This window comes from Streptomyces sp. NPDC048637, from assembly GCF_040650675.1.
In the GTDB taxonomy this organism is placed as follows: Bacteria; Actinomycetota; Actinomycetes; order Streptomycetales; family Streptomycetaceae; genus Streptomyces.
In genome coordinates, this window is sequence record NZ_JBEZHQ010000017.1 from 148,153 (window position 1) to 170,192 (window position 22,040).

A 22,040-nucleotide genomic window follows, 5' to 3' on the forward strand; every position below is an offset into this window, starting at 1 on the left:
GGGGCGGTGTACTCCCGGGGCCACCGCTTTCCCAGCTGCTGCTGGGCGGCGTCCCCGGGACCCCCGGCCATCTAGTGACCGGACCGGGCTCGGGCCACGATGCGCGGGCCGAGCGCCGGCCCTCCGCGTCGACCGTGCGGTACGCACGGACCTCCGTGATGTGCAAAGGGCCTCCCGGGCGGACGGCCCCATGCCGTCCGCTGAGATGCGGCGCCTGATGGCTTGTTCCTGACGCCGACCTGGAAGGGATATTCCCTCGAACCCTCGTCGCCATGCCACGGCATATGACGCACAGCCGATGAACCTTGAGTGACGGATGATCGCGGAGCGGCGGCGGCATTCGGGTGATGCCTGAGAGAAAGGTGCGTCAGAAGAGGCCCCGCCAGCGGTGCATGGGCCGGCGGGGCCTGGTGACGTCCTGTGACATCAGGGGATATCAGGGGATATCAGGGACGAAAAGGGCGTATGGGGTGTAACGCGCCTGGTGGAACGGGAGTGACTCGGGAGGACCCGGCCCAGGGCCTGTCCGGCCCTGACCCATCGGACCGGCCCTAGAAGCCGTAGCGCCGGTGCCGGGCGGCGTAGTCGCGCAGTGCGCGCAGGAAGTCGACCTTCCGGAACGCCGGCCAGAAGACCTCGCAGAAGTAGTACTCCGAATGGGCGCTCTGCCACAGCATGAAGCCCGACAGCCGCTGCTCCCCGCTCGTACGGATCACCAGGTCCGGGTCGGGCTGGCCGCGGGTGTAGAGGTGCTCGGAGATCAGGTCGATGTCGACGACCTCGGCGAGCTCCTCGAAGGAGGTGCCGCGCTCGGCGTGTTCCAGCAGCAGCGAGCGCACCGCGTCGGCGATCTCCTGCCGGCCGCCGTAGCCGATCGCGACATTCACCAGCACACCGGTGTTGTCGCGGGTGGCCTGCTCGGACTCCTTGAGCACCCGCTGGGTGGCGGTGGGCAGCAGATCGCGGTTGCCGACGTGGTGCACGCGCCAGCGGCCGTCGGCGGCCAGATCCCGGACGGTGTTCTCGATGATGCCCAGCAGCGGCTTGAGCTCGGCCTCGGGCCGGTCGAGGTTGTCCGTCGACAGCAGCCACAGCGTGACCACCTCGACATCGGTCTCCTCGCACCAGCCGAGCAGCTCACCGATCTTGGCCGCGCCGGCCTGGTGGCCCTGTTCGGTCGTCCGCCCGTCGGCCCGCGCCCAGCGCCGGTTGCCGTCCAGGATGACGCCGATGTGCTTGGGCACCTGGGTGTGATCCAGGCGACCCTCCACCCTGCGCGCGTACAGCCGATAGACCAGATTGCGCAGTGCAGGCGGATACGGGATGCGCATCCCGGAAGATCGCAGCATGTGTGGTCCAGCCCCTCCGTGCCAATGGCGGTCGCCCCGTCGCCTCAAGTGGGCAACTTTACTTCTCGGCTGTCTCGACAGCCCAATCAGGTAGGTCACAGGTACGTGATAGGGAGATGAGCATGACTGGCACCGACTACCGTGCAGCGGATTCCCGCTACGACTCGATGAAGTACCGGCGAACGGGCCGCAGCGGACTCAAACTCCCCGCTATCTCCCTTGGACTCTGGCACAACTTCGGGGACGACCGCACCCTGAGCACCCAGCGGGCCATCCTGCGCCGCGCCTTCGACCTGGGTGTCACCCACTTCGATCTGGCCAACAACTACGGTCCGCCACCCGGGTCCGCCGAGCTGAACTTCGGCAAGATCTTTGCACAGGACTTCCGTGGCTACCGCGACCAGATGATTCTCTCGACGAAGGCCGGATATCTGATGCACCCCGGCCCGTACGGCGAATGGGGCTCGCGGAAATATCTCCTCTCATCGCTGGATGCCTCACTGCAGCGGATGGGTGTCGATTACGTCGATATCTTCTACTCGCACCGCTTCGACCCCGACACCCCGCTTGAGGAGACGATGGGCGCGCTGGCGTCCGCCGTCCAGCAGGGCAAGGCCCTGTATGCCGGCATTTCCTCCTACAGCGCCGAGCAGACCCGGGACGCGGCCGGCATCCTGCGCGCCATGGGCGTACCGGCGCTGATCCACCAGCCCTCGTACTCCATGATCAACCGCTGGACCGAGGACGACCTGCTGCTGGACACCCTCGAAGCGGAGGGCATGGGCTGCATCTCTTTTGCGCCACTGGCACAGGGCATGCTGACGGACAAGTATCTGCACGGCATCCCCGAGGGCTCGCGCGCTGCCCAGGGCAAGTCCCTGGACCCGAATCTGCTGTCCGACGAGGTCGTCCGCCGGCTCCGTGGCCTCAATGAGATCGCTGCCCGCCGTGGCCAGTCGCTGGCCCAGCTCGCCCTGGGCTGGGTGCTGCGCGACGAGCGGATGACCTCCGCCCTGATCGGCGCCAGCAGCGTCGCCCAGCTGGAGGCCAATATCGCGGCCCTGGACGCCCCCGTGATCACGGAGGCCGAGCTGGCCGAGATCGACGAGTTCGCCAAAACCACGGACGGCGTGAACATCTGGGCGCGGCGCTAGGGGAAGCCCCCGGGGACAGGCCCTGGCCGCCGGTCCGCTCCCGGCCGCCGGTCCGACCCCGGCCGCCGAGCCCGCCCTCGCCCGGTGGCCGGAAATACCTCCGGGATCCGGCGGTGCGGCAGGCGTCGCCGGTGCGCGCACAAAAAAAGCGGGCCGGTCCGTGGGGGGGATACGGACCGGCCCGAGGGGGGGTTTCCACCATAACCCCGCGGGAGGGGTGCTGCGTGCACCGGCGCGCGCGGCGGCGTGGCTCGGGTGCGGCCGGGTGTCCCGGAGGCTCCGGCCCAGGGGTGGGTCAGGCCGCCGCGGCAGCGCCCAGGAGCACCCCGCAGAACGCCCCGATGATCATGAAGGGCCCCAGTGGCATGGCTGCTTTCCGCGCCTCGCGCCGTACGAGCAGCAGCCCCGCGGCGTAGAGCGCACCGATCAGCACCCCCGCCGCGCCGCCCACGACGAGGGTGCGCCAGCCGTACCACCCAAGGGCGATCCCCAGCCCGACCGCGAGCTTGACGTCGCCCAGCCCGATGCCCCGTGGGTTGACGAGGTAGAGCAGGAGGTAGAAGGCGCCGAGGAACAGCCCGCCCAGGAGGGCCCGCCGCCACGCCCCGGTCTCTCCGGTGAGCCAGCCGCCGAGCCCCAGCAGCGCCACGCCCACCACGGCCAGCGGCAGCGTCAGCGCGTCCGGGAGGCGCCGGGCCCGCCAGTCGACGGCGGTCAGCAGCACCGCGACCGGTGCCATCACCAGCCAGGCGACGAGTTCCGGCCGTGGCCCGGTGGCCGCCGCCAGGGCCGCGCAGACCAGTGCGGTGACCGTCGCCGTCGGCAGCGGACCCGGCCCGTACGCCCCGCAGTCCGGGCAGCGCCCGCGCCCCAGCCAGCCCCGGGCCGGCCCCGTGATCGCATGCCCCCCGGGACAGACCGCGCGCCACTCCTCCTCGGGCTCGACGGCCATCCGGTGGGCGGGCCGCGGTATGAGCAGCCCGGCCGCGGCCCCGTAGACGGCGGCGAGAACCATCAGCATCACTGACACGCGTCGACCCTAGGGCCTGTCCGACCCTGACCCATCGGACAGGCCCTGGATGTGCTGTCCGGCGCCGGTCCGCCGGGGAAGACCCGGAGTGCGGGAGCTGATAGAACGCTGGGCATGGCGCGCTGGGAGAACGGTCCGGGAGTCCTGCACGGCGCGGCGAGCGCCATTCCGGTGGAGATCGCGGCGTCCTACCGCGCCCGCGCCCGCGGCCTGTTGGGCCGCGACGGCATCGAGGGGGCGCTGCTGCTCACCCCGGCGAGCGGTGTGCACACCTTCCGGATGCGGTTCGCGATCGATGTCGCCTATCTGAGCCGGGACTTCACCGTGCTGTCCGTACGCACCATGCGCCCGGGGCGGCTGGGGCTGCCCCGCCTGCGCGCCCGGCACGTCCTGGAGGCGGAGGCGGGCGCGATGGCGCGCTGGGGCCTGCGTCCCGGGCTGCGCCTGGGCGTTGCACCCCGCAGCTGACGGCGGTCCGCGCGCCGGCGGGGCGGCCGTGCGGTCAGAAGGCGCTGAGTGTCGCTTCCGCGACGGCCTCCAGGGCGGTGCGGCCGACGCCGGACCGTGCCGAGACGCGCAGCCCGCTGACCGAGGCGATGACGAGATGGGCGAGGGTGCGGACGTCCTTGCCGGCCGCGATATCGCCGTCGCGCTGACCGGACTCGATCACGGCACAGAGGGCTGCCAGCCGTACGCCGTAGTCCTGTTCCAGCGCTGCCGCGACCGACGGGTCATGGGCCGACACCTCGACACAGGTGTGGACGACCAGACAGCCGCGGCCGTCCGCGTCGTCGGCGCACTCCTCGTCGATCACCCGCTGCAGCAGCGCGCGGATCTTCTCCCGCGCGGACAGCTCGCTCTCCAGCAGCGCGAACAGCTCGGCGTTCTTGCACTCCATGTAGCGGGCCAGCGCCCGCTCGAAGAGGTCGTGCTTGCTCTTGAAGGTGTGGTAGATGCTGCTGCGCCCCAGGCCCGTGGCGTCACACAGGTCCTGGGTGGAGGTCGCGCCATAGCCGGCGGCCCAGAACGCCTCCATCGCGGCGTCGACCGCCTGCTCCTCGTCGAATTTCCTGGGCCGTGCCATAACGGAAACGCTAGCACTTATTGGATCGTACGGTTCAATACGTCGGCCGCATGCGCTCCGGGCCGCCCCGGCGCCGTGCCGGCATCAAGTTGCCGCCGGGCGGCCCGGGATGGTCACATGCGCGGCATGAACACGACACCCCTGCCCGGGCACCTACCTCCGGCCGGCCCCGGAGTTCCGGCGGACCCCGCGCACTCCGCGGCTCGGGCGCCCCAGAGGCCGGCCCCGCGCATCCTCGGCAACCAGTGGCTGCGGCTGCTTGCGCTCATCATCGACATGGGGCTCACCGTCGCCGCCCTGGCCCTGGTCTCCTTGTACATCGGCCTGGCCACCATCGGCGGCCGCACGGACAACACACCGTTCTACGCCATCGCCCTGGTGGTCCTGGCGCTGCTCTTTCTCTACTCGCCGCTGCTGACGGCCCGTTACGGCGGCACGCCGGGCAAGCTCCTGTGCGGACTGAGCGTCGTACGGCTCGCCGACGGGAGCCCGCTCTCCTACGGGACTGCGCTGGCGCGGCATCTGGCCCATCTGGGGATGCGGCTGGTGCCGGTGCTCGGCCTGCTGGACCCGCTGGCCTGCCTCTGGGACCGGACGTTGCGTCAGACTCTGCACGACAAGGTGGTGGGCAGCGTGGTCATCCGCCGCAGCATGCGGCCCGCCGCGGCGCCTTCCCCGGTCACGAAGCCCGCGGGAAGCTGACCTCGACCCGGCGGTTCTTCTTGCGGCCCTGTTCGGTGCCGTTGTCGGCGATCGGGTACTGCTCGCCGTAGCCGCGGATCTGGAAGGTGACGGACGAGCCGAGTTCCTTGGCCAGCTCCTGCTGGACGGCGTTGGCGCGCTTCTTGGACAGGACCAGGCCGTGGCTCGCCGAGCCCAGATTGTCGGTGAAGCCGAAGACCCGCAGACGGGTGGCGTTCTGCTTCTTGATCTCCGCACCGATCGTGCTGATCCGGGACAGCGCCTCCGGCGTCAGCTCGGCGCTGTCCTTGCCGAAGAGGACCTCGGCCTGGAGCGCGAAGGTCACATTGTCGTTGGTGTCCTGGCGGCGCTCGGAGCCGTCGTCGGCCTCGACGATCGACTTGATGTTGAGGACCTTGGACGGGGCGAGCTTGCCGCCCTGGACCATCCGCAGATCGGGGTCGCCGGAGTCGATGTGCACCGGCGGGCTGGAGTCCTCGGTCACGCCCGGCGGATCGGCATGGGCGACGGGGGCCGTCAGCGCCGCGGTGAGCAGCAGCGCGACGGCGGCGGTGACGGCGCTACGGGGCGCGCGGCGCACCCGGCGTCCTCGGGGCATCTGGGTCGCGGTCATCGGTGCCCGCTCAGTCCGTGATCCGCACGCTGGCCGGCGGCAGCGTCGGCAGCTGGAAGTCGACCTCGGTCACCTTGGCCGGCGGCGCCGGGAACTGCGCGAAGACCGGGCGGCTGGCACCCGGCATCAGCCCGCTGAGGCCGGTCGTGCACAGGCATTCGCCATTGGTGTCGCGCAACACCAGATACCGCTTCTTGCCCGCCTTGTCGACGAGGGTCGCCCCGGAGATGGAGGAACGGGAGCGCAGCTCGGTCTCGTTGGAGCGCCAGTCGATGGCGTTGAAGGCGCGGGTGCCGCGGTTGGTGACCGTGCCGTTGACGGTGACGAAGCCGCCGGAGTCACGGACCACGGAGTGCAGCGTGACCACCACGCCGTCCGGCCCCTTCATCTCACCGATCACCTTGTCGGAGTCGGCCGCCGGGGTGCCGGGGCCGCTGTCCTTGGGGGCGGTGCTGCGGGCCGGCGGCTTGTCGCCGTCCGACGCCTTCGCACCGCCGTCGCCACCACCACAGCCGGCCACAACGAGTGCAAGGCCGACAGCGCTCGCCATGGCGACCGCTCCCCTGGCGGCCTTCGTGGTGCGCCGAATGCTCATGGGATGCGATTCCTTTGATCGTCGTCTGGTCGTCTCAAGGGGGGTGGTCGGTGCGGGCGGTCAATGGGCGAGGCGTACGGAGAACAGGTCGGCGGCGTCGGGCAGTTCCGCAAGGTGGGCGGGGTCGAGCGTCCAGCGCTTGCCGTCGCAGGTGATCTCGACGGGGGCGGGGGCGTCCTCGTCCTTAGCGCCCTTGCCCCCCTCGTCGTCCTTTCCGTCTTTGCCGTCCTTGCCGCCCTTGCCGTCCGCCCCGCCGGTGTCGTCCTTGGCGGGGTCGAGGGTGCAGCGGGGGCCGACGACGGACTTCGCCTCGGCCGACGCGTGCTTGCTCCTGGTCACCGGGATGACCGAATTCCCCACGGCGTTGCGGGTGGTGACCTGGACGGCGAAGGACGTGGGCCAGGAGTCCGGGGTGCATCCGGAGCCGGAGACCGCGGCGCCGTTCCGTCCGGCGAACCAGCGCGCGCTCGCGCAGGCCTCCTCGGACGGGGCGCCGCGCCCGTTCAGCAGCTCCTCCCAGGCCGTCGGATCGGTCCGGTAACTGCCGTCGCGGAGGCCGTCGAGCACGCCCTTGCGCAGCAGTTCGCGGTATTTCTGGCCGGCGGCGAGCGCGGCCGCGTCGGCGGCGGTCTGCGCACCGTTGCGGGTGGCCGCCGCCTGCCCGACGGCGAAGAAGGCGAGCGCGAGGAAGAGCAGGCCCCCGACCGCGACGATGTAGAGCGGGAAGGCCTGCCCTGCGTCGCGCCGGCGGCGGTGTGTGGTCGTGGCCGGCACAGCGGTGACGGTGGGGGCTAAATGCCGACGACGTCGGAGATCTTGTTGGCGATGGCGTTCGCGATCTGGCTGCCGAAGTCCGTGGTCGACAGGACCAGGACGATCGCCACGACCACCGCGATGATGCCGAGGTACTCGATCGAGGTCTGTCCCCGGTCGTTCCCCAAAATCCGCTTCGCCATCGTCTTCCCCTCCATGGGCGGCCGTACCGCTCTGGTCCGGCTGGTCTGTCCCCGTGGTGTCGGCGCGGTCGGCCGCGCTCACGACACGAGAAAAGTACGCCGGAACAGCGTGCCCGGAACAGGGATTCCGTACGCAATCCTCGTTCGGGAACCCGGATGACAGGCACAACATCGCATTTCGGCCACTCAGTCGCACTCTATCCACCCCCGCTCCCCGCCCGGGACCGTGCCCCGTTCCGTCACTCATGAAGACCGGACGATCCCTCCGCACCATAGTGCGAGCGCAACCGTCCGCCCACCCACTGTGACACAACTCGTTGCTGTTGCGAAGGAGTTGACGGGAAGCCGGGCCCGCAGCGCACTCATCCGGCCGATTACGGGGCGCCGTCGCCCGTCCACCCGAAGATGTGCACCCGCAAGGACGGCCCGCAACGACCGCAGTCGTGACGGGTGCCGGCCAAGTGCGTGGCGGGGAGCGAGTCGAACGCCGCGCCGAGGGCGGCCGGCGCGGGTACGCCGAGCCCGGTCCCGCGGCGCCGGACGGGTGCGGGCCGGGCCGGCGCCGGGCTCCGTGCCACCGGTCACCTGCCCATCAGCGAGCCGAAGTTGGTGCCCGAACCCAGGAAGAAACCGGCGATGAGCAGGATCATCGTGGCCGGGACCATAAAGGTGGTGACGACCATGGTGGCCTTGGGGACCGCGCGGGCGGCCCGGCGCCGGGCGTTCTGGGCATCGGTCCGGCGCATGTCGTCGGCGATCTGGATCAGCGTCTCGACGATCGGCGAGCCCAGCTCCTCGCCCTGCTGGAGGGCGGTGACGAACTGGGCGACCTGTTCGGAGTCATTGCGTTTGCGCAGTTCCTCGAAGGCCGCCCGGCGGCTGACGCCCATGTCCATCTGCCGCAGCGTGATACGGAGTTCATCGGCCCACGGCCCCTCGTACCTCTCCGCGACCCGGTCCAGGGCCTGCCGGAAGCCCAGACCGGCGCTGACCACGACGGCCAGCACATCCAGAAAGTCCGGAAGGGTGCGTTCGATGGTGTCCTTGCGCTGACGGATGGCGGCCCAGATGCCGACCTCGGTCCAGAAGAGGCCGAAGAGCACCATCAGCACGCCGAGCAGCGGCTGGCCGCGCAGAAACATCACCAGCGCGCCGAAGAAGCCGAGGGCCCCGTAGACGGCGCGCCGGGCGGCGTACCGGTCGACGGTGAGCCCGCCCGGATTGCCCGCCAGGTCGATCCGCCGGCGGACCAGGGCGGTGCGCTTGCCGCCCATCAGCCGCAGCACCAGCGGTGCGTACCGCATCCCGGCACGGTCCACCGCCGAACCGACGGCCGTGGTGCGGGTCGCGCCCACCTCCAGGGACAGCGCCAGGTCGGGCGGCAGCCGGGCCTCGCGCCGGTAGAGCGCGATACCGCAGCAGATACCGGCGACCGAGAGGGCGAAGGCGAGGGCCAGCAGGATTCCGAGTGCCATGGCGATACCGATACCTAGACGTCGATCTTGGAAAGGCGGCGGATGAAGAAGAACCCGAGCCCGTAGAGGGCGAAGGCCACCACGACCGCGAGCTGGCCGAGGAAGGAGGAGGTCATCCGGTCGATGGCGCCCGGCGCGATCCGGTTCATCAGCAGCAGGGTGCCGATACCGAGCAGCGGGACGACATAGGCGGTGACCACGACCTGGGAAAGCTGGGTGCGGACCTCCCGGCGGGTCTCCTTGCGCTCCTCCAGGGTCTTGGTGAGGTTGCGCAGCGAGCCGACGACGGTGCCGCCGGCGCGGTTGGCGAGCACCAGCGTGGTGACCAGCACGACGAGTTCGCGGGACGGGAGGCGTTCGGCCAGTTCGCCGAGCGCCTCGTCGATGGAGTGGCCGACGGAGAGCTTGTCGGAGACCTTGGCCAGCTCCTCACCGGCCGGGGCCTCCAGCTCCTCGGCCGCCATGCCCAGTGCGGTCCGCAGCGCGAGCCCGGCCTGGGTGGCATTGGCGAGGATCCGGGAGAGTTCGGGCAGCTGGTTGATGAACTTCTCGATGCGCTTCTGCCGCTGCCAGTTGAGGAAGGCGAACGCCGCCCAGACGGCGACCAGCGCGGCGATCGGGCCGAAGAACGGGGCGAGGGTGGCCTGTGCGACCAGCCACAGCGCGAGGACCGCGCCGAGCATGTAGACGGCGAACTCGCCGGGGGTGACGTCCAGGCCGGTGGCGGTCAGCCGCAGTTCGAGACGGCGGCCGAAGCGGGTGCCGCGCAGCGCCCGGTCGACGGACGGGAAGCGGCGCCGCCCGGTCACCGGCAGTCCGCGCTCGTCGGCCAGCCGGTCGACGACGGCCTGCCGCTGGGCGCGCCCGGCCGCGTACGTCCGGGCGCCGGCGATCGCGAGCAGCCCGCACAGCAGCGTGGCGCCGATGGCGAGCAGGGCGAGGTCGTTCCCGCCGGTCATGAATGGGCCTTCCGGGTGGCGAGTTGAGCGTCGTGGGTGGCGACGCCGAAGGCGGGCGGGGTGGGCTCGCTCGCCATGAAGAGGCGTTCGGCGACCCGGCGCGGCAGCGGGAAGTAGCGGAACCGGCCGTGCACGATGCGGTCGGCGCCCATCGGTTCGGCGTCGAAGCGGCAGACCGTGGCGATCCGGTAGTCCTCGTGGCCGCGCGAGTCGAGGATGGCGATCTCGCTGATCCGGCGGGAGCCGTCGGCGTGCCGGGTGAGCTGGACCAGGCAGTCGACAGCGCTGTTGATCTGGTCCCGCAGCGCCTCGAAGGGGATCTTGACGTCGGACATGGAGGCCAGGGTCTGCAGCCGCATCAGGGCGTCCTCGGCGCTGTTGGCGTGCACGGTGGCCAGCGAGCCGTCGTGGCCGGTCGACATCGCCTGGAGCATGTCGAGGGTCTCGCCGCCGCGTACCTCGCCGACGATGATGCGGTCGGGGCGCATCCGCAGGGAGTTGCGTACCAGGTCGCGGATGGTGATCCGGCCCTTGCCCTCCACGTTGGGCGGCCGGGACTCCAGCCGGATGACATGGCTCTGCTGGAGCTGGAGTTCGGCGGCGTCCTCGACGGTGATGATCCGCTCGCCGTCCGGGATCAGGCCGGACAGCGCGTTGAGGAGAGTGGTCTTGCCCGCGCCCGTGGCGCCGGAGACCACCACATTGAACTTGGCCCGCACCAGCCCCGCCAGCAGCATCAGCATCTGCTCGTCGAGCGTGCCCATGCCGATGAGTTCGGCGAGGGTGTAGGCGCGGGGGAAGCGGCGGATGGTGAGGGTGGCGCCGTTCAGCGCGAGCGGCGGGATGATGACATTGACGCGTTCGCCGGACGGCAGCCGGGCGTCGACCATCGGATTGGACTCGTCGACCCGCCGGTTGACGGTGGAGACGATCCGCTCGATGGTCTGCATCAGCTGCTCGTGCGAGGCGAAGCGGACGGGCAGCAGCTCGACCCGGCCGGCCCGCTCGACGTACACCTGGTCCGGGCCGTTGACCATGATCTCGGTGACCGAGGCGTCCTCCAGCAGCGGCTCCAGCACCCCGAGGCCCAGCGCCTCGTCCACCACCCGGCGGATGAGCTGGGCGCGTTCGGCGGTGGAGAGCACCGGGCCCTCACGGCTGATGATGTGGCCCAGCACGCGTTCCAGCCGCGAGCGGCGCTCGGCCGCGGCCAGCGAGGACATCTCGGCGAGGTCGATCTCCTCCAGCAGCTTGGCGCGGTAGACGGCGACCATATGGCTGTCCTCGCGCGCCTCACCGGCCGGCTCGGGTGCGACGATCCGGGCTTTCAGGCTCATCGCGGGGGTGCTCCTTCGTACGTGTCCGCGGCGCGCAGGCCCAGCGCGCCGGGTTCCTGCGGGCGGGGCATGGTGGCGGTGCGGCTGGCGGTACCGAAATTGTCGATGCCGGGGATGATCGAGGGGATCGGTACCCGCGCCGTCGCGCTGACCTCCGCGCCCCCGCCGCCCACCGAGATCGTCGCACCGTCCGCGACCCAGCCGCTCATCGCGGACCGGCCGGCGGCCTGCGGGCCGGTCTCCCGGTCGGCTTCGTCCATCGAGGCGGTACGGGCCGCGGCGCGCGCTCCGGTCCCGGCCTGCTGGACGGTGTAGGCGGCCAGGCCGAGCTGGACCACGGCCAGCCCGACGACCAGCAGGATCGGCAGAAAGCCGAGGAATTCGATGGAGGCCTGGCCCCGGTCGCGGCCGTGGCCGCGGAGCCGGGCGGGCAGGCGTACGGCGCTCACCCGGTGTCCTCCTTCGCGGCGCCGGCCGAGCCGGTGACCGTCCATGGGTAGCTGCCCGCGCCGGGGAAGAGCACCGGGACCTTGATCCGGACGGTTGCCTTCCACAGGCCCGACTCCGTTCCGCAGGAGGTCGAGGCGCCCGCGCGCCAGGAACTGGGCAGCTGGTCCTCGGCGGCGGTGCGGCAGGCGCCCGCGCCGCCGCCCTCGGTGGCGGTGGCGGCCCGTGCGCCACGGTCGGCGGAGTGCGCGGCGAGCGAGTAGGTGTACCCGACCAGCACCAACTGCCAGAGCAGGGCGAGGACCAGCAGGATCAGCGGGAGCAGCCCCATGAACTCCACGGCCACCTGCCCCCGGTCGTCGCCGCCCAGCGGGCGCCGCACCGCTCAGCCCTCGCCGGACGGGTCGAACGGCCCCGGGCCGCCGGCCGCCGCCGCGGGACCCCGCCGCACGCCGAACCGGGTACCGGAGCCCGGCCCCGCCCCGGAGGCCGCCCCCGATGCCGGACCCGGAACTCCCCCGGAACCGGGAGCCGCCCCCGGCGTTATGGCCTTGCGCTTGCGCCCCGTCAGCGTCGGGCGGGCCCGGTGGCTGCCGCGGCCCTGCCGCGCGGCCGGCGAGTCGACCAGGCCGAGTTCGCCCGCCAGCGCCCACAGCGCCTGCTTGACCGTGGACCGGCCGTCCAGATCCTGCATCCGGCCCGCGTCGACACAGGGCTGGAGTTCCTTGAAGGCGGCCGGCACATGGGTCCGGGCGACCTGGGTGCCGGTGGCCTTGGCGACCAGCGGCGGCTGGATCTCGGTGTTCCGGGTGAGGCGGTTGACCACGGTCGTGGTGTCCTCCGCCTTGCGGATCTGCAGCCGGTCCCACAGCCGGACCTGCCGCTTGGCGGCCCGTACGGCCACCACGTCCGGGGTGGTCACCAGCAGTGCCAGATCGGCGAGTTCGACGGCCGCGGCATTGGCGGACTGCATCTGGGAGCCGCAGTCGACCAGCACCACTTCGTAGCGGGAGCGCAGCGCGCCGATGATCTGGCGGGCCGCCCGGTCGTCGACCTCCTCACCGCGTTCCCCCTCCTCGGGCGCCAGCAGCAGCCCGAGGCCCGTGTGGTGGTCGTGCACGGCGTCCTGGAGGACCCGTACGGAGATGTCCTGAATGCCCGCCAGGTCGACGACCGAGCGGCGGAACTGGACGTCCAGGTAGGAGGCCACGTCACCGGACTGCAGATCCAGGTCCACCAGCGCGACGCTGCGGCCCGCGGCCCGCGCCGCCAGCGCCAGCTGCACGGCGGTGACGGTGGTGCCGACGCCGCCCTTGGCGCCCGTCACCGTCACCAGCGTGCCGGCCGGTCCGGGGGCCGCCTCCGGGCTTCCCCCTAGGTGGACCCGTACGCCCGCCGACCACTGGGCGGCGGCCTGCACCCGGGCGGCCAGCTCGTCGTACCCGAGCGGCATTCCGACGATGCCACGGGCGCCGGCGTCCATCGCCGCGGAGAACAGCGCGGGCCCGGCGTCCGTGGTGATCAGTACGACGCCGACGGCGGGGAAGCGCAGGGCCACCTCACGGATCAGCTCCAGCGCCGGCGTCGGCCCGATCCGCTCGTGGACGAGCACGACCTCGGGGAGCGCCTCCACCGCGGACGGCTGACCCGCGGCGGGCGGGGCGCCCGCGGCCGGTGCGCCGGCCCCCTGGGCGGCGGCGCCGGCCAGCGCGTGGAGCAGCGCGGCGGAGTCGGCGACCGGGGGCGCGGGTTCGGCGTCCGGCAGCTGGTTGAGCAGCGAGGACACGGCGCGTGCGGCATCGGGGTCGCCGATGGCCGGGAGGATGCGGATGGTCACCTGAGGCTCCGGGTCACTTGTCGCCGTCGAGGGTGTAGCTGCGCTGGCCGGGCGGGATGGCGGTCTCATTGCCGGTGGCGAGCAGGGCGAGCCGTACGTGGGAGGCGAAGGACTCGGCGTACGCGACCCGTTGGGCGTCCTGGGTGTTCAGCGCGAAGGTGATCGGGACGGCCTCACCGGCCTGCCGGCTGTTGGCGGTGGTGTCGCCCGGGTCCTTCGCCTCCAGCGGCGTCAGCTTGCCGACGTCGATGACCTGGGCGCCCGCGACGATGACCCGGGAGACCGGCTTGTCCTCGGGGCGCTTGCCCTCGAAGGTGGCGTAGATGTTCACCCGGGCACCGGGGTTGATCTTGCCGGCCACACCGGTGGCGGCGTCGATCATGATGGCGATCTCCTGCTGCCCCGCCTTCAGCGCGGGCCGCTCGACGATCATGTCGTCCTGCAGCAGCGACCCCTTCTTCAGCGGCGTCACCGCGATCTTGCCGCTGACCTGGTCCAGATCGGTCACGGCGGTGGGCGGCAGCCACCGCTGCGGCATCTTCACCCTTTCGAACTGCCCAGGATCCAGCGCTTTATAGGCCGCGACATCCGTCTTCAGCCGGTACGCCGTCTTCTCGGGACCGACCTTGGACTCGACGTTCTTGATCACCGACAGCACGCCGACGAACGCGCCGACCGCACAGAGAACCGACAGGAGCAGCAGGATCACTCCGCGGCGCTGGCGTGAGTTCATGGGGGAGGGACCTCGATCGGGACGGTGAGAAGGGACGGGCGGGGGACGGGTTCGGGCGGTCGCCGGGCGGAAACCCGGCGGGCGGCCGAGGGGACCGGCCGGAGGGGCGGGGCCACGGCGGCCCGGTCGGGCTCAGCGCACGCGGGCCACCGTCCGCGGGGTGCCGGGGGCGTCCGGGTGAGCGGGGACGTCCGGGTGACCAGGAAGATTCAGATAACCGGCGGCGCCGGGGTGACCGGCGGCATCGGGGTGACCGGGCAGCTCCCATTGGCCGGGGGCGCGGGGCGCGTCGGTCGCGTACGGGTTTCCCGGCACCGGACGCCCGGACCCGTACGGGTTCCCCGGCACCGCCGGGCCGCCCACCGCGAGATCCGGCCCACGGACGTCCAGTTGCCCGGGTTCGCCACCGCCACCACGCCGGCCGCCCCACACGCCCACCACACCGGGGACATCTGTAGGGCCGGGCGCATCCGTGGCACCGGTCGCTCCCGACGGCGTTACCGGCGACGGGGCGGATGACGGGACGGGCGCCGGAGCGGACGGCCGGGCAGCAGCCTGGGCCTGCCCCCGGGCCTGTTCCGGGCCCTGGCCGGCAGCCGGCGCGGGCGCGGCGCCCGGGGACGACGCGGTACCCGGGGACGACGCGGGGACCGGAGCCGGGGCGGCCGGAGCCGGGGCGGCAGCAGAACCAGGAGCAGCAGCAGCAGCGGAAACAGGAGCCGCGGCCGTCACCGAAGCGTTGGCGGCGCTCTGCACCGGCCGGGACGCCGGCATTCCTATGGCCGCCGGCCCCTGGCCCGAGCCGCCACCCCCCGCCGCCCGTTCCCTGGCCAGTGGGGCCGCGCAGAACGCGCAGCGGTCGCCGAGGAGTTCCAGACCGCACCAGCCGCACTCCTCGCGGCGTACGGAGGCCACCAGCTGATAGAGAACCGACACATCCGGTATGGCCGCCGCGAATTCGATCAGCTTCTGCGTGCCCCACCACCGGGCGGACTCGGCGGGCAGCCGGGCCTCGTGCACCCCCTGCACCTGCCAGGCCGGGGCCAGTGCCCCGGTCACCCACTCCGAGGTGAGCTGACCGCGGGCGACCGCGAGGTGGGTGGCGAACCCGGGCGCCGGCAGTCCGGCCTCGGTGCTGTGCCGGTCCAGATGCAGCAACTGCGGCTTGGGGTGGGCCAGCACCGCGAAGTGCGCGCCGGGAAGCCAGGACTTCATATGGGCCCGCAGATCAACCTCGATCCGGTCCAGGCCGCTGACGCTGCCGAGCAGGGCGCCGGCGTGGATGTAGTGGGTCAGCAGCCGGGCCGCGCTGGCCAGCACGCCGGGGCTGAAGTCGCACAGCGACAACTGCCGCAGCTGACGGGCCAGTAAGGCCACCCCCAGCGGCGGCAGGGACAGCGGCACGATGGCGATCCGGTCGCTCTCCAGGACGGCGCGCAGGGTGTGCAGCCGGCGGATGTGTTCCGGCGGGCAGGCCGAGGAGTACAGCGCGACGAGATGGCCGTGGTGTTCCAGTATCGCGCTGGTCTCCGTCAGGGCGTCGTCCAGTGGCTGAAGATGCGGCGCCTGGAGGACGACGGCGGCGGGGGTCTGCCGGTCAGTCGCAGGCAGCGCGAGGTCAGGGCTGGTGACTGCAATCGCGGTCGGCACGTCGCTCCCCCACTCCCTCCGGCCGCCGGGGGTCCCGGGACCGCGGATCGGCACAGCTCTGCGCCATCGGCGCCATTCGCTCAGCACTTTATCCACAGAGATACGTCCCAGAGAACACGTTCTGGGCTACTCGTCATGACCATCACCCCGCAGGGAAATGGCGGATACCGGCCAAGCGTCCCGCACCGGAACATCCGGCGGCGACAGGACTCTTGACAGAGCGATTGGTCTGGACCACGTTGTACGGCACGCGCAAGGGCCCTGAACACGCGTCCGCACACCCCCCAACTCCCCCACCCCCGGAGGCAGTCGTGGTTCGCGCACGATCAGGAAGACCGGAGACCAGGCCGAAGGCCAGGCGGAGGACCAGGCCGAGGACCGGGCCGAGGACCGGACTGCCGGCGAGACTGCTGGCCGGACTCACCGCCGTGGTGCTGACCTCGGCCGGAATCGTCGGGACGGGCACCGCCCAGGCATCCGGGAATCACCCCCCGGCCTCCTCCGCCGCACCCACCTCACCCACCACACCCACCGCACCCACCAATCCCACCGCCGCCGTCCCCCGGCACGCCGTCACCGGCTACTGGCAGAACTTCGACAACGGCGCCACCGTGCAGAAACTCAAGGACGTCGACGACGCCTACGACATCATCGCGGTCTCGTTCGCCGACGCGACCGGACAGCCCGGCGCCGTCACCTTCCGCCTGGACCCGGCCGTCGGCTACGGCTCCACCGACGAGTTCAAGGCAGATATCAAGGCGAAGCAGGCGGCCGGCGCGTCCGTCGTCCTCTCCGTCGGCGGCGAGAAGGGCGCGGTGTCCGTCAACGACGCCGCCTCCGCGAAGAATTTCGCCGACTCCGTCAGCGGCCTGATGGACGAGTACGGCTTCAACGGCGTCGACATCGACCTGGAGAACGGCCTCAACGCGACCTATATGACGCAGGCGCTCCAGTCCGTGCACGACCGGCACGGCGATGTCGTGGTGACCATGGCCCCGCAGACCATCGACATGCAGTCACCGCAGAACGAGTACTTCAAGACGGCGCTCGGCATCAAGGGTTTCCTGACGGCCGTCAATATGCAGTACTACAACAGCGGTTCGATGAACGGCTGCGACGGCAAGGTCTACGCCCAGGGCACGGTCGACTTCCTGACCGCGCTCGCCTGTATCCAGCTGGCGGGCGGGCTCGATCCGTCCCAGGTCGGCATCGGGGTACCGGCCTCGGCCCGCGCGGCCGGCGGCGGCTACGTCGCCCCGTCCGTCGTCAACGCCGCCCTGGACTGCCTCACCCGCGGCAGCAACTGCGGCTCCTTCAAGCCGTCCCGGACCTATCCGGGGCTCCGCGGCGCGATGACCTGGTCCACCAACTGGGACGCGGCCAACGGCAACGCCTTCGCGAGCCAGGTGGGCGCGCACGTCCACGGGCTTCCGTAACGCCGCCTCGCCCGCGCCCTCCGGTGGCCCGGAGCCGCCCCCCGCCGCCAGGTCCCGCGCACCGCGCACGGGACCTGGCGTTCCGCTCCCCTTCGATGGGTGCCGCTAGCTCACCTGCGGGTGGCCGCCGGCTTCGGCAGCGCGCAGCCCTCGGCGCTCAGGTCCAGCTTGTTGCCGGTGCCGAAGCACTTCGGTATCCCGTAGGTCTCCTGCGCGTAGTTGATGCCCTTGTGCACCGTGACCTTGCCGTTCTCGTCCACCTCGCACGGGTTGTTGACGGTGCACTCCTCGCCGTCCTCGTTGCCCGTGTTGTTGATCGCGGCGACCTTGCCGGTCGTGGTGTCGACCACCGGCGATCCGGATGTCCCGCCGATCGTCTTGCACTGCGGGGTGTAGCGGACCGAGTCCTTCCAGGTCCAGTCGCCCTCCTTGAGGGTGGGCACGAACCCGTCGACGTTGCAGGAGTAGATCTTCTTCCAGTAGCCGGAGACGACACTGATCGCCGCGCCCTTGGCCGGATGCTCGGTGGCCAGCTCCAGCGGCTTGATCCCGTACTTCTGCGCGATCTGGGCGTAGGTCGAGCTGGTCTCGTAGATCGAGACATCGGTGTCGGTCATGGTGGCGTAGGCGATCTTGGTGGCCTTGATCGTGCCCAGGCGGCCGGCCGACTTGTCGAGCAGGGTGAAGCTGCGGCTGGACGGCTGGTCGACGACGACCTCGCCCGCACCGGGCATACCACTTTCCAGACAGTGGCCGTTGGACATCACCAGCGCCGGGTCGTTCTCCTGCGAACCGGGCATCCGGATGACCGAGCCGGAGCAGTTGCTCAGCGCGACACTGCCGGCGAAGTCCACCGCCTTGGTCTTGTGCTGCTTGGGGTGGTGTGCCCCGTCCTGCGGCGCCGCGTGGGCCGTACCGACGGTGCCCACGAGGGTTGCGGCTCCCAGCACTGCCGTGGCCAGGGTGCCGACGAGAGGTCGATTCATGTGGGGGTCCTCTCCGCTTATGTCACCGAAGTCCGTTCAGGTGCCTTCGGTTTTGTCGTGCGCATTGTTGGCGCCACAGCCCCGCCTGGCAATCAATTTCCCCGAAAAGATGGCAAGTTGCCGGGTTCCCCCGCGCCCGCGAAGCGTCCCGCGCCCTCGTATCTGGCCGTCCGACACCTTGACCCGCCCATGCCAACAGTCGAACACTGACGCCGTCGCTTCGCCTCACACCCCACAGGAGACCGCATGCGACCACGTATCCGCGGTGGACGCACCACTGTCCTCGCCGCACTCCTCTCCCTCACGCTCGCCGCCCCGATCGCCGCCGCCCAGGCCCAGGACGCCCCATCCCCCGGGCCCACCGCCGGCGCCGCACGGCAGGCCGAACTCCCCCACCAGTACGAGGTGACCGGCCCGGCCACCCGCGCCGAGCGCACCGCCCTCACCGCGACCGGCGTCAGCATCGACGAGGTCCACGCCCGCGCGGTCGTCATCACCGCGACCCGCGCCCAGGCCGCCGAGGTGCACGCACTCGGCTACTCGCTCCGCAAGTTGCCCGACCCGCCGAGCGCCGCCACCACGACCCCCCACAAGCCCCGCATCAAGGACTTCCCGGCCGGCTACACGAACTACCACACCTACGACGAGGCCACGAAGGAGATCGACGCCCTCGTCGCCAAGTACCCCGATCTCCTCAGCAAGCAGGTCATCGGCACCTCCCACGAGGGCCGCAACCTCCTCGCCCTCAAACTCAGCAAGAACGTCACCAAGGACGAGCAGGAGCCCGAGGTCCTCTTCACCGCCCACCAGCACGCCCGGGAACATCTCACGGTCGAGATGGCCCTCTACCTCCTCAACGACTTCACGTCGAAGTACGGCAGCGACTCCCGCGTCACCAAGATGCTCGACTCCCGCGAGATCTGGATCATCCCCGATCTGAACCCGGACGGCGGCGAGTACGACATCGCCTCCGGTGAATTCCAGAGCTGGCGCAAGAACCGCCAGCCCAACGCCGGGACCGACGAGGTCGGCACCGACCTCAACCGCAACTGGGACTTCAAGTGGGGCTGCTGCGACGGCTCTTCATCCAGCCCCTCCTCCGAGGTCTACCGGGGCTCCTCCGCCGCCTCCGCCCCCGAGGTCCAGGTCGTCTCGAAATTCGTCCACGGCCGCAAGGTCGGCGGCAAACAGCAGATCAAGGCCGCCATCGACTTCCACACCTACAGCGAACTCGTCCTCTGGCCCTTCGGCTTCACCAACGACGACACCGGCCCCGGTATGACCCAGGACGACCACGACGCCTTCGCCACCATCGGCAAAAACATGGCCGCCACCAACGGCTACACCCCCGAACAGTCCAGCGACCTCTACATCACCGACGGCGCCATCGACGACTGGCTGTGGGGGGACCAGAAGATCTTCGCCTACACCTTCGAGATGTACCCGTCCTCCACGGGCGACGGCGGCTTCTACCCGAAGGACTCGGTGATCCCGAAGGAGACGTCACGGAACCGGGAGGCGGTGCTGCAGTTCCTGGAAATCGCCGACTGCGTCTACCGGGCGATCGGGAAGGAAGAGCAGTACTGCAGCGGTAGTTGACCCACCGCATACGGGATGAGAGGCGGGCCCGCGCCTCGTCCTGGACGAGAGGCGGGCCCGCGTCACCGCGACGCGGGCCCGCCGGGTCCACGTCCTACGCCGACTTCCGATAGGCCCGGAAGGCCCGTGTGGCCAGGAGGCCCATCACGAGGACGGCCGCCGCGAGCACACCCAGACGGGCCCCGACCGTGCTCCAGTCGGTGTGTGCGGACATCGCCTGCCGCGCCGCGACGACCGCCCATTCCACGGGGTTGTACCCGGCGACGTTCCGAACCCAGTGCGGAGCGAGGTGGAGGTCCATCACGGCAGAGCTCAGGAACATCAGCGGCAGCGTGGTGAACTGGGAAATCGCGATCAGCGTCGCCTGCTGACGGGTCAGCAGGGCGACCGCGTTGGACAGTGCCGAAAAGATCAGTGTCAGCAGCACCGCGGCCAGAACGGTGATGCCGACCCCGGCAACGCCGCCGGGGAAGCGGGCACCGGCGATCAGCGCGATGCCCACGATGATCAGGCTCTGGATGACGGTCTGGATCGCCTGATGGACCATCGTCGCGCCCATCATGGCGCCCCGGCCGGCCGGAGAGGTCAGCAGCCGGTCCATCACTCCGCGGTCGATGTCCTGCAGGTAGGTCGTCCCTGCCCACGCGCTCGCGAACAGCGCGGTCATCATCACCACCCCGGGCGTGAGGAACGTCAGAAAACCGCCGCTGCCGTGCGCGAATCCGGGCAGGTTCACCACCGCGCGGAAAAGCTGCCCGAACAACAGCAGCCAGATCACCGGCTGCACGAGTCCGATGACGAGGAAGGTGGGCATCCGCCACAGCGTGCGCAGCAGGCGGCCGGTGAGGAACGCGGAGTGTGTGATCACGGTCCGGGGACGCGTGCCGACGTGCTCGATGTGTGGGGTGGTCACTTCGCCGCCTCCAGGGCCTTCGGGTCCTCGTCACCGGCGGCCTCAAGGCGGTGGCCGGTGTGCTGGAGGTAGACGTCATCGAGCGACGGACGGGCCAGCGTCGCCGAGGTCACGACGATTCCTGCGTCGTCGAGTGCGGCCAGCGCGGGCGGCAATGCCCGCGCGCCGTCGTCGGTGCGGCCACGGACCGTGCACCCGTCCATGGTGATCTCACGTAGTTCCGGAACCCGTTGCAGCACCGCGCGTGCTCTGCCGTCGGCCTCGGCCAGCTCGACCTGCACCGCGTCGCCGCACAGGTCGCTCTTGAGCTCCTCCGGGGTGCCCGCAGCCACCACTGTGCCGTGGTCGACGATCGCGAGCCGGTCGGCGAGGTGGTCGGCCTCGTCGAGGTAGTGCGTGGTGAGCAGCACCGTCATCTGCTCGTCCCCGGCCATCCTGGCGATCTCGTGCCACATCTCGCTCCGGGCCTGGGGGTCGAGTCCCGTCGTCGGCTCGTCGAGGAAGAGCACCTGCGGGCGGTGCATCAGCCCCAGCGCGACGTCCAGCTTGCGCGCCATACCGCCGGAGTACGTGCTCACCAGCCGGTTCGCGGCGTCGGCGAGGCCGAACCGGTCGATGAGCTCACGAGCCCGCGCCTTGGCGTCCCGGCGGGACATCCCGTGGAGGCGACCCGCGAGCATCAGGTTCTCGGTCGCGGTCCCCATCGGGTCCGTGCCGGGCTTCTGCGCCACGAACCCGATCGCCTGCCGCACCCGATCCGGCTTCGCCGTAACGTCGAGGCCGGCGACGCGTGCCGTTCCCGAGTCGGCGACGGAAAGCGTGGAGAGAATCTTCACCGTGGTGGACTTGCCTGCCCCGTTCGGGCCCAGCAGCCCGAAGACGGTCCCCTTCGCAGCGGAGAAGCTCAGTCCCCGCAACGCGGTGACCGGGGGTTTGTTCCTGCCTGCCGAGTAGGTCTTGACCAGATCAACGGCTTCCAAAGCCGTTTCTGCTCGCCGAACCACAACCATCGCCGCACACCCTTGTCAGAACCTGGTGTGACTCCCACCTTCCTGGTGTCACCGGACACAAGGAGGCTGAATGGCGAGGGCGGAACCCTACGGTGAGATGTCGCAGACGACGTTAACAAGTGCGCGCGAGCAGCCGCAATCAAAATCTCCGCGCGGAGCGGCCCCGACGGCCCCC

At 70.9% G+C, this 22,040-nt stretch carries 23 protein-coding genes; 5 read left to right on the forward strand and 18 right to left on the reverse strand.

The features are described from left to right. Positions 1-551: 551 nt before the first annotated feature. Positions 552-1,331, reverse strand: coding sequence for an isoprenyl transferase (locus AB0C46_RS22015; protein WP_362829712.1), 780 nt, complete (start codon positions 1,329-1,331; stop codon positions 552-554). Between the two features lie 140 nt (positions 1,332-1,471). Between AB0C46_RS22015 and mgrA the strand changes: the two genes are divergently transcribed. Next, entirely contained in the window at positions 1,472-2,503 is a 1,032-nt protein-coding gene (gene mgrA, locus AB0C46_RS22020) for an L-glyceraldehyde 3-phosphate reductase (protein WP_362829670.1), read from the forward strand. Between the two features lie 295 nt (positions 2,504-2,798). Here the strand turns inward: mgrA and AB0C46_RS22025 are convergent, their stop codons facing one another. Then, the gene (locus AB0C46_RS22025; RefSeq protein ID WP_362829671.1) at positions 2,799-3,533 is read right to left on the reverse strand and encodes an A24 family peptidase; all 735 of its coding nucleotides are present in this window, start codon (positions 3,531-3,533) and stop codon (positions 2,799-2,801) included. Between the two features lie 114 nt (positions 3,534-3,647). Here AB0C46_RS22025 and AB0C46_RS22030 point away from each other — a divergent pair, with 114 nt between their 5' ends. Continuing rightward, positions 3,648-4,001: a DUF192 domain-containing protein gene (locus tag AB0C46_RS22030; RefSeq protein WP_362829672.1), complete on the forward strand. Its 354-nt coding sequence runs from the start codon at positions 3,648-3,650 to the stop codon at positions 3,999-4,001. A gap of 34 nt (positions 4,002-4,035) precedes the next feature. Here AB0C46_RS22030 and AB0C46_RS22035 read toward each other — a convergent pair whose 3' ends face one another. Then, complete coding sequence (locus AB0C46_RS22035; protein WP_362829673.1) at positions 4,036-4,617, reverse strand: TetR/AcrR family transcriptional regulator; 582 nt, start codon at positions 4,615-4,617, stop codon at positions 4,036-4,038. A gap of 126 nt (positions 4,618-4,743) precedes the next feature. On the opposite strand from AB0C46_RS22035, the gene AB0C46_RS22040 reads away from it, so the two are divergent. Next, a complete protein-coding gene (locus tag AB0C46_RS22040) occupies positions 4,744-5,319 on the forward strand; it encodes an RDD family protein (protein ID WP_362829674.1) in 576 nt (191 codons plus the stop codon). Here the strand turns inward: AB0C46_RS22040 and AB0C46_RS22045 are convergent. The 12 genes from AB0C46_RS22045 to AB0C46_RS22100 all read right to left on the reverse strand — a co-directional run bounded on the left by AB0C46_RS22045 (position 5,297) and on the right by AB0C46_RS22100 (position 15,921). Then, a complete protein-coding gene (locus AB0C46_RS22045; protein ID WP_362829676.1) occupies positions 5,297-5,932 on the reverse strand; it encodes an OmpA family protein in 636 nt (211 codons plus the stop codon). The two genes, AB0C46_RS22040 and AB0C46_RS22045, sit on opposite strands and share 23 nt — an antisense overlap. A gap of 10 nt (positions 5,933-5,942) precedes the next feature. Beyond that, positions 5,943-6,527: a hypothetical protein gene (locus AB0C46_RS22050; protein WP_362829677.1), complete on the reverse strand. Its 585-nt coding sequence runs from the start codon at positions 6,525-6,527 to the stop codon at positions 5,943-5,945. A gap of 60 nt (positions 6,528-6,587) precedes the next feature. Then, positions 6,588-7,301: a pilus assembly protein TadG-related protein gene (locus AB0C46_RS22055; RefSeq protein ID WP_362829678.1), complete on the reverse strand. Its 714-nt coding sequence runs from the start codon at positions 7,299-7,301 to the stop codon at positions 6,588-6,590. A 17-nt stretch (positions 7,302-7,318) separates the two neighbouring features. Continuing rightward, the gene (locus tag AB0C46_RS22060; RefSeq protein WP_018089307.1) at positions 7,319-7,483 is read right to left on the reverse strand and encodes a membrane protein; all 165 of its coding nucleotides are present in this window, start codon (positions 7,481-7,483) and stop codon (positions 7,319-7,321) included. A gap of 581 nt (positions 7,484-8,064) precedes the next feature. Further along, positions 8,065-8,958, reverse strand: a complete 894-nt coding sequence (locus AB0C46_RS22065; RefSeq protein ID WP_362829679.1) for a DUF5936 domain-containing protein — start codon at positions 8,956-8,958, stop codon at positions 8,065-8,067. 14 nt (positions 8,959-8,972) lie between these two features. Further along, positions 8,973-9,917 (reverse strand): type II secretion system F family protein, encoded by a 945-nt coding sequence (locus tag AB0C46_RS22070; RefSeq protein ID WP_362829681.1) that lies wholly within the window; start codon positions 9,915-9,917, stop codon positions 8,973-8,975. Beyond that, positions 9,914-11,254, reverse strand: a complete 1,341-nt coding sequence (locus AB0C46_RS22075) for a CpaF family protein (RefSeq protein ID WP_360047933.1) — start codon at positions 11,252-11,254, stop codon at positions 9,914-9,916. The genes AB0C46_RS22070 and AB0C46_RS22075 overlap by 4 nt, the downstream gene beginning before the upstream one ends. Next, positions 11,251-11,703, reverse strand: coding sequence for a TadE family protein (locus AB0C46_RS22080; RefSeq protein ID WP_362829682.1), 453 nt, complete (start codon positions 11,701-11,703; stop codon positions 11,251-11,253). Before AB0C46_RS22080 ends, AB0C46_RS22075 begins: the two co-directional genes overlap by 4 nt. Beyond that, complete coding sequence (locus tag AB0C46_RS22085; RefSeq protein ID WP_362829684.1) at positions 11,700-12,083, reverse strand: TadE/TadG family type IV pilus assembly protein; 384 nt, start codon at positions 12,081-12,083, stop codon at positions 11,700-11,702. Before AB0C46_RS22085 ends, AB0C46_RS22080 begins: the two co-directional genes overlap by 4 nt. Positions 12,084-12,086: 3 nt before the next feature. Next, the gene (locus AB0C46_RS22090) at positions 12,087-13,538 is read right to left on the reverse strand and encodes an AAA family ATPase (RefSeq protein WP_362829685.1); all 1,452 of its coding nucleotides are present in this window, start codon (positions 13,536-13,538) and stop codon (positions 12,087-12,089) included. Between the two features lie 13 nt (positions 13,539-13,551). After that, entirely contained in the window at positions 13,552-14,271 is a 720-nt protein-coding gene (gene cpaB / locus AB0C46_RS22095; protein WP_362829687.1) for a Flp pilus assembly protein CpaB, read from the reverse strand. A 132-nt stretch (positions 14,272-14,403) separates the two neighbouring features. After that, positions 14,404-15,921, reverse strand: coding sequence for a hypothetical protein (locus AB0C46_RS22100; protein ID WP_362829689.1), 1,518 nt, complete (start codon positions 15,919-15,921; stop codon positions 14,404-14,406). Positions 15,922-16,316: 395 nt separating this feature from the next. Between AB0C46_RS22100 and AB0C46_RS22105 the strand changes: the two genes are divergently transcribed. Beyond that, the gene (locus AB0C46_RS22105) at positions 16,317-17,357 is read left to right on the forward strand and encodes a chitinase (protein WP_362829713.1); all 1,041 of its coding nucleotides are present in this window, start codon (positions 16,317-16,319) and stop codon (positions 17,355-17,357) included. A gap of 110 nt (positions 17,358-17,467) precedes the next feature. On the opposite strand, the gene AB0C46_RS22110 is transcribed toward AB0C46_RS22105, so the two are convergent. Further along, a complete protein-coding gene (locus AB0C46_RS22110; RefSeq protein WP_362829691.1) occupies positions 17,468-18,343 on the reverse strand; it encodes a trypsin-like peptidase domain-containing protein in 876 nt (291 codons plus the stop codon). 246 nt (positions 18,344-18,589) lie between these two features. Between AB0C46_RS22110 and AB0C46_RS22115 the strand changes: the two genes are divergently transcribed. Next, positions 18,590-19,942, forward strand: a complete 1,353-nt coding sequence (locus AB0C46_RS22115) for a M14 family metallopeptidase (protein ID WP_362829692.1) — start codon at positions 18,590-18,592, stop codon at positions 19,940-19,942. Between the two features lie 94 nt (positions 19,943-20,036). Here the strand turns inward: AB0C46_RS22115 and AB0C46_RS22120 are convergent, their stop codons facing one another. Then, entirely contained in the window at positions 20,037-20,855 is an 819-nt protein-coding gene (locus AB0C46_RS22120) for an ABC transporter permease (protein WP_362829693.1), read from the reverse strand. After that, positions 20,852-21,865, reverse strand: coding sequence for an ATP-binding cassette domain-containing protein (locus tag AB0C46_RS22125; RefSeq protein ID WP_362829694.1), 1,014 nt, complete (start codon positions 21,863-21,865; stop codon positions 20,852-20,854). Before AB0C46_RS22125 ends, AB0C46_RS22120 begins: the two co-directional genes overlap by 4 nt. Positions 21,866-22,040 lie beyond the last annotated feature (175 nt).

What these genes read in the sequence shown, in the direction of transcription:
- AB0C46_RS22050 (WP_362829677.1), bottom strand. Translation starts at nt 6,527, where the DNA reads ATGAGCATTCGGCGCACCACGAAGGCCGCCAGGGGAGCGGTCGCCATG.
- AB0C46_RS22070 (WP_362829681.1), bottom strand. Translation starts at nt 9,917, where the DNA reads ATGACCGGCGGGAACGACCTCGCCCTGCTCGCCATCGGCGCCACGCTG.
- AB0C46_RS22125 (WP_362829694.1), bottom strand. Translation starts at nt 21,865, where the DNA reads ATGGTTGTGGTTCGGCGAGCAGAAACGGCTTTGGAAGCCGTTGATCTG.
- AB0C46_RS22015 (WP_362829712.1), bottom strand. Translation starts at nt 1,331, where the DNA reads ATGCGCATCCCGTATCCGCCTGCACTGCGCAATCTGGTCTATCGGCTG.
- AB0C46_RS22060 (WP_018089307.1), bottom strand. Translation starts at nt 7,483, where the DNA reads ATGGCGAAGCGGATTTTGGGGAACGACCGGGGACAGACCTCGATCGAG.
- cpaB (WP_362829687.1), bottom strand. Translation starts at nt 14,271, where the DNA reads ATGAACTCACGCCAGCGCCGCGGAGTGATCCTGCTGCTCCTGTCGGTT.
- AB0C46_RS22035 (WP_362829673.1), bottom strand. Translation starts at nt 4,617, where the DNA reads ATGGCACGGCCCAGGAAATTCGACGAGGAGCAGGCGGTCGACGCCGCG.
- AB0C46_RS22065 (WP_362829679.1), bottom strand. Translation starts at nt 8,958, where the DNA reads ATGGCACTCGGAATCCTGCTGGCCCTCGCCTTCGCCCTCTCGGTCGCC.
- AB0C46_RS22110 (WP_362829691.1), bottom strand. Translation starts at nt 18,343, where the DNA reads ATGAATCGACCTCTCGTCGGCACCCTGGCCACGGCAGTGCTGGGAGCC.
- AB0C46_RS22045 (WP_362829676.1), bottom strand. Translation starts at nt 5,932, where the DNA reads ATGACCGCGACCCAGATGCCCCGAGGACGCCGGGTGCGCCGCGCGCCC.
- mgrA (WP_362829670.1), top strand. Translation starts at nt 1,472, where the DNA reads ATGACTGGCACCGACTACCGTGCAGCGGATTCCCGCTACGACTCGATG.
- AB0C46_RS22040 (WP_362829674.1), top strand. Translation starts at nt 4,744, where the DNA reads ATGAACACGACACCCCTGCCCGGGCACCTACCTCCGGCCGGCCCCGGA.
- AB0C46_RS22115 (WP_362829692.1), top strand. Translation starts at nt 18,590, where the DNA reads ATGCGACCACGTATCCGCGGTGGACGCACCACTGTCCTCGCCGCACTC.
- AB0C46_RS22030 (WP_362829672.1), top strand. Translation starts at nt 3,648, where the DNA reads ATGGCGCGCTGGGAGAACGGTCCGGGAGTCCTGCACGGCGCGGCGAGC.
- AB0C46_RS22075 (WP_360047933.1), bottom strand. Translation starts at nt 11,254, where the DNA reads ATGAGCCTGAAAGCCCGGATCGTCGCACCCGAGCCGGCCGGTGAGGCG.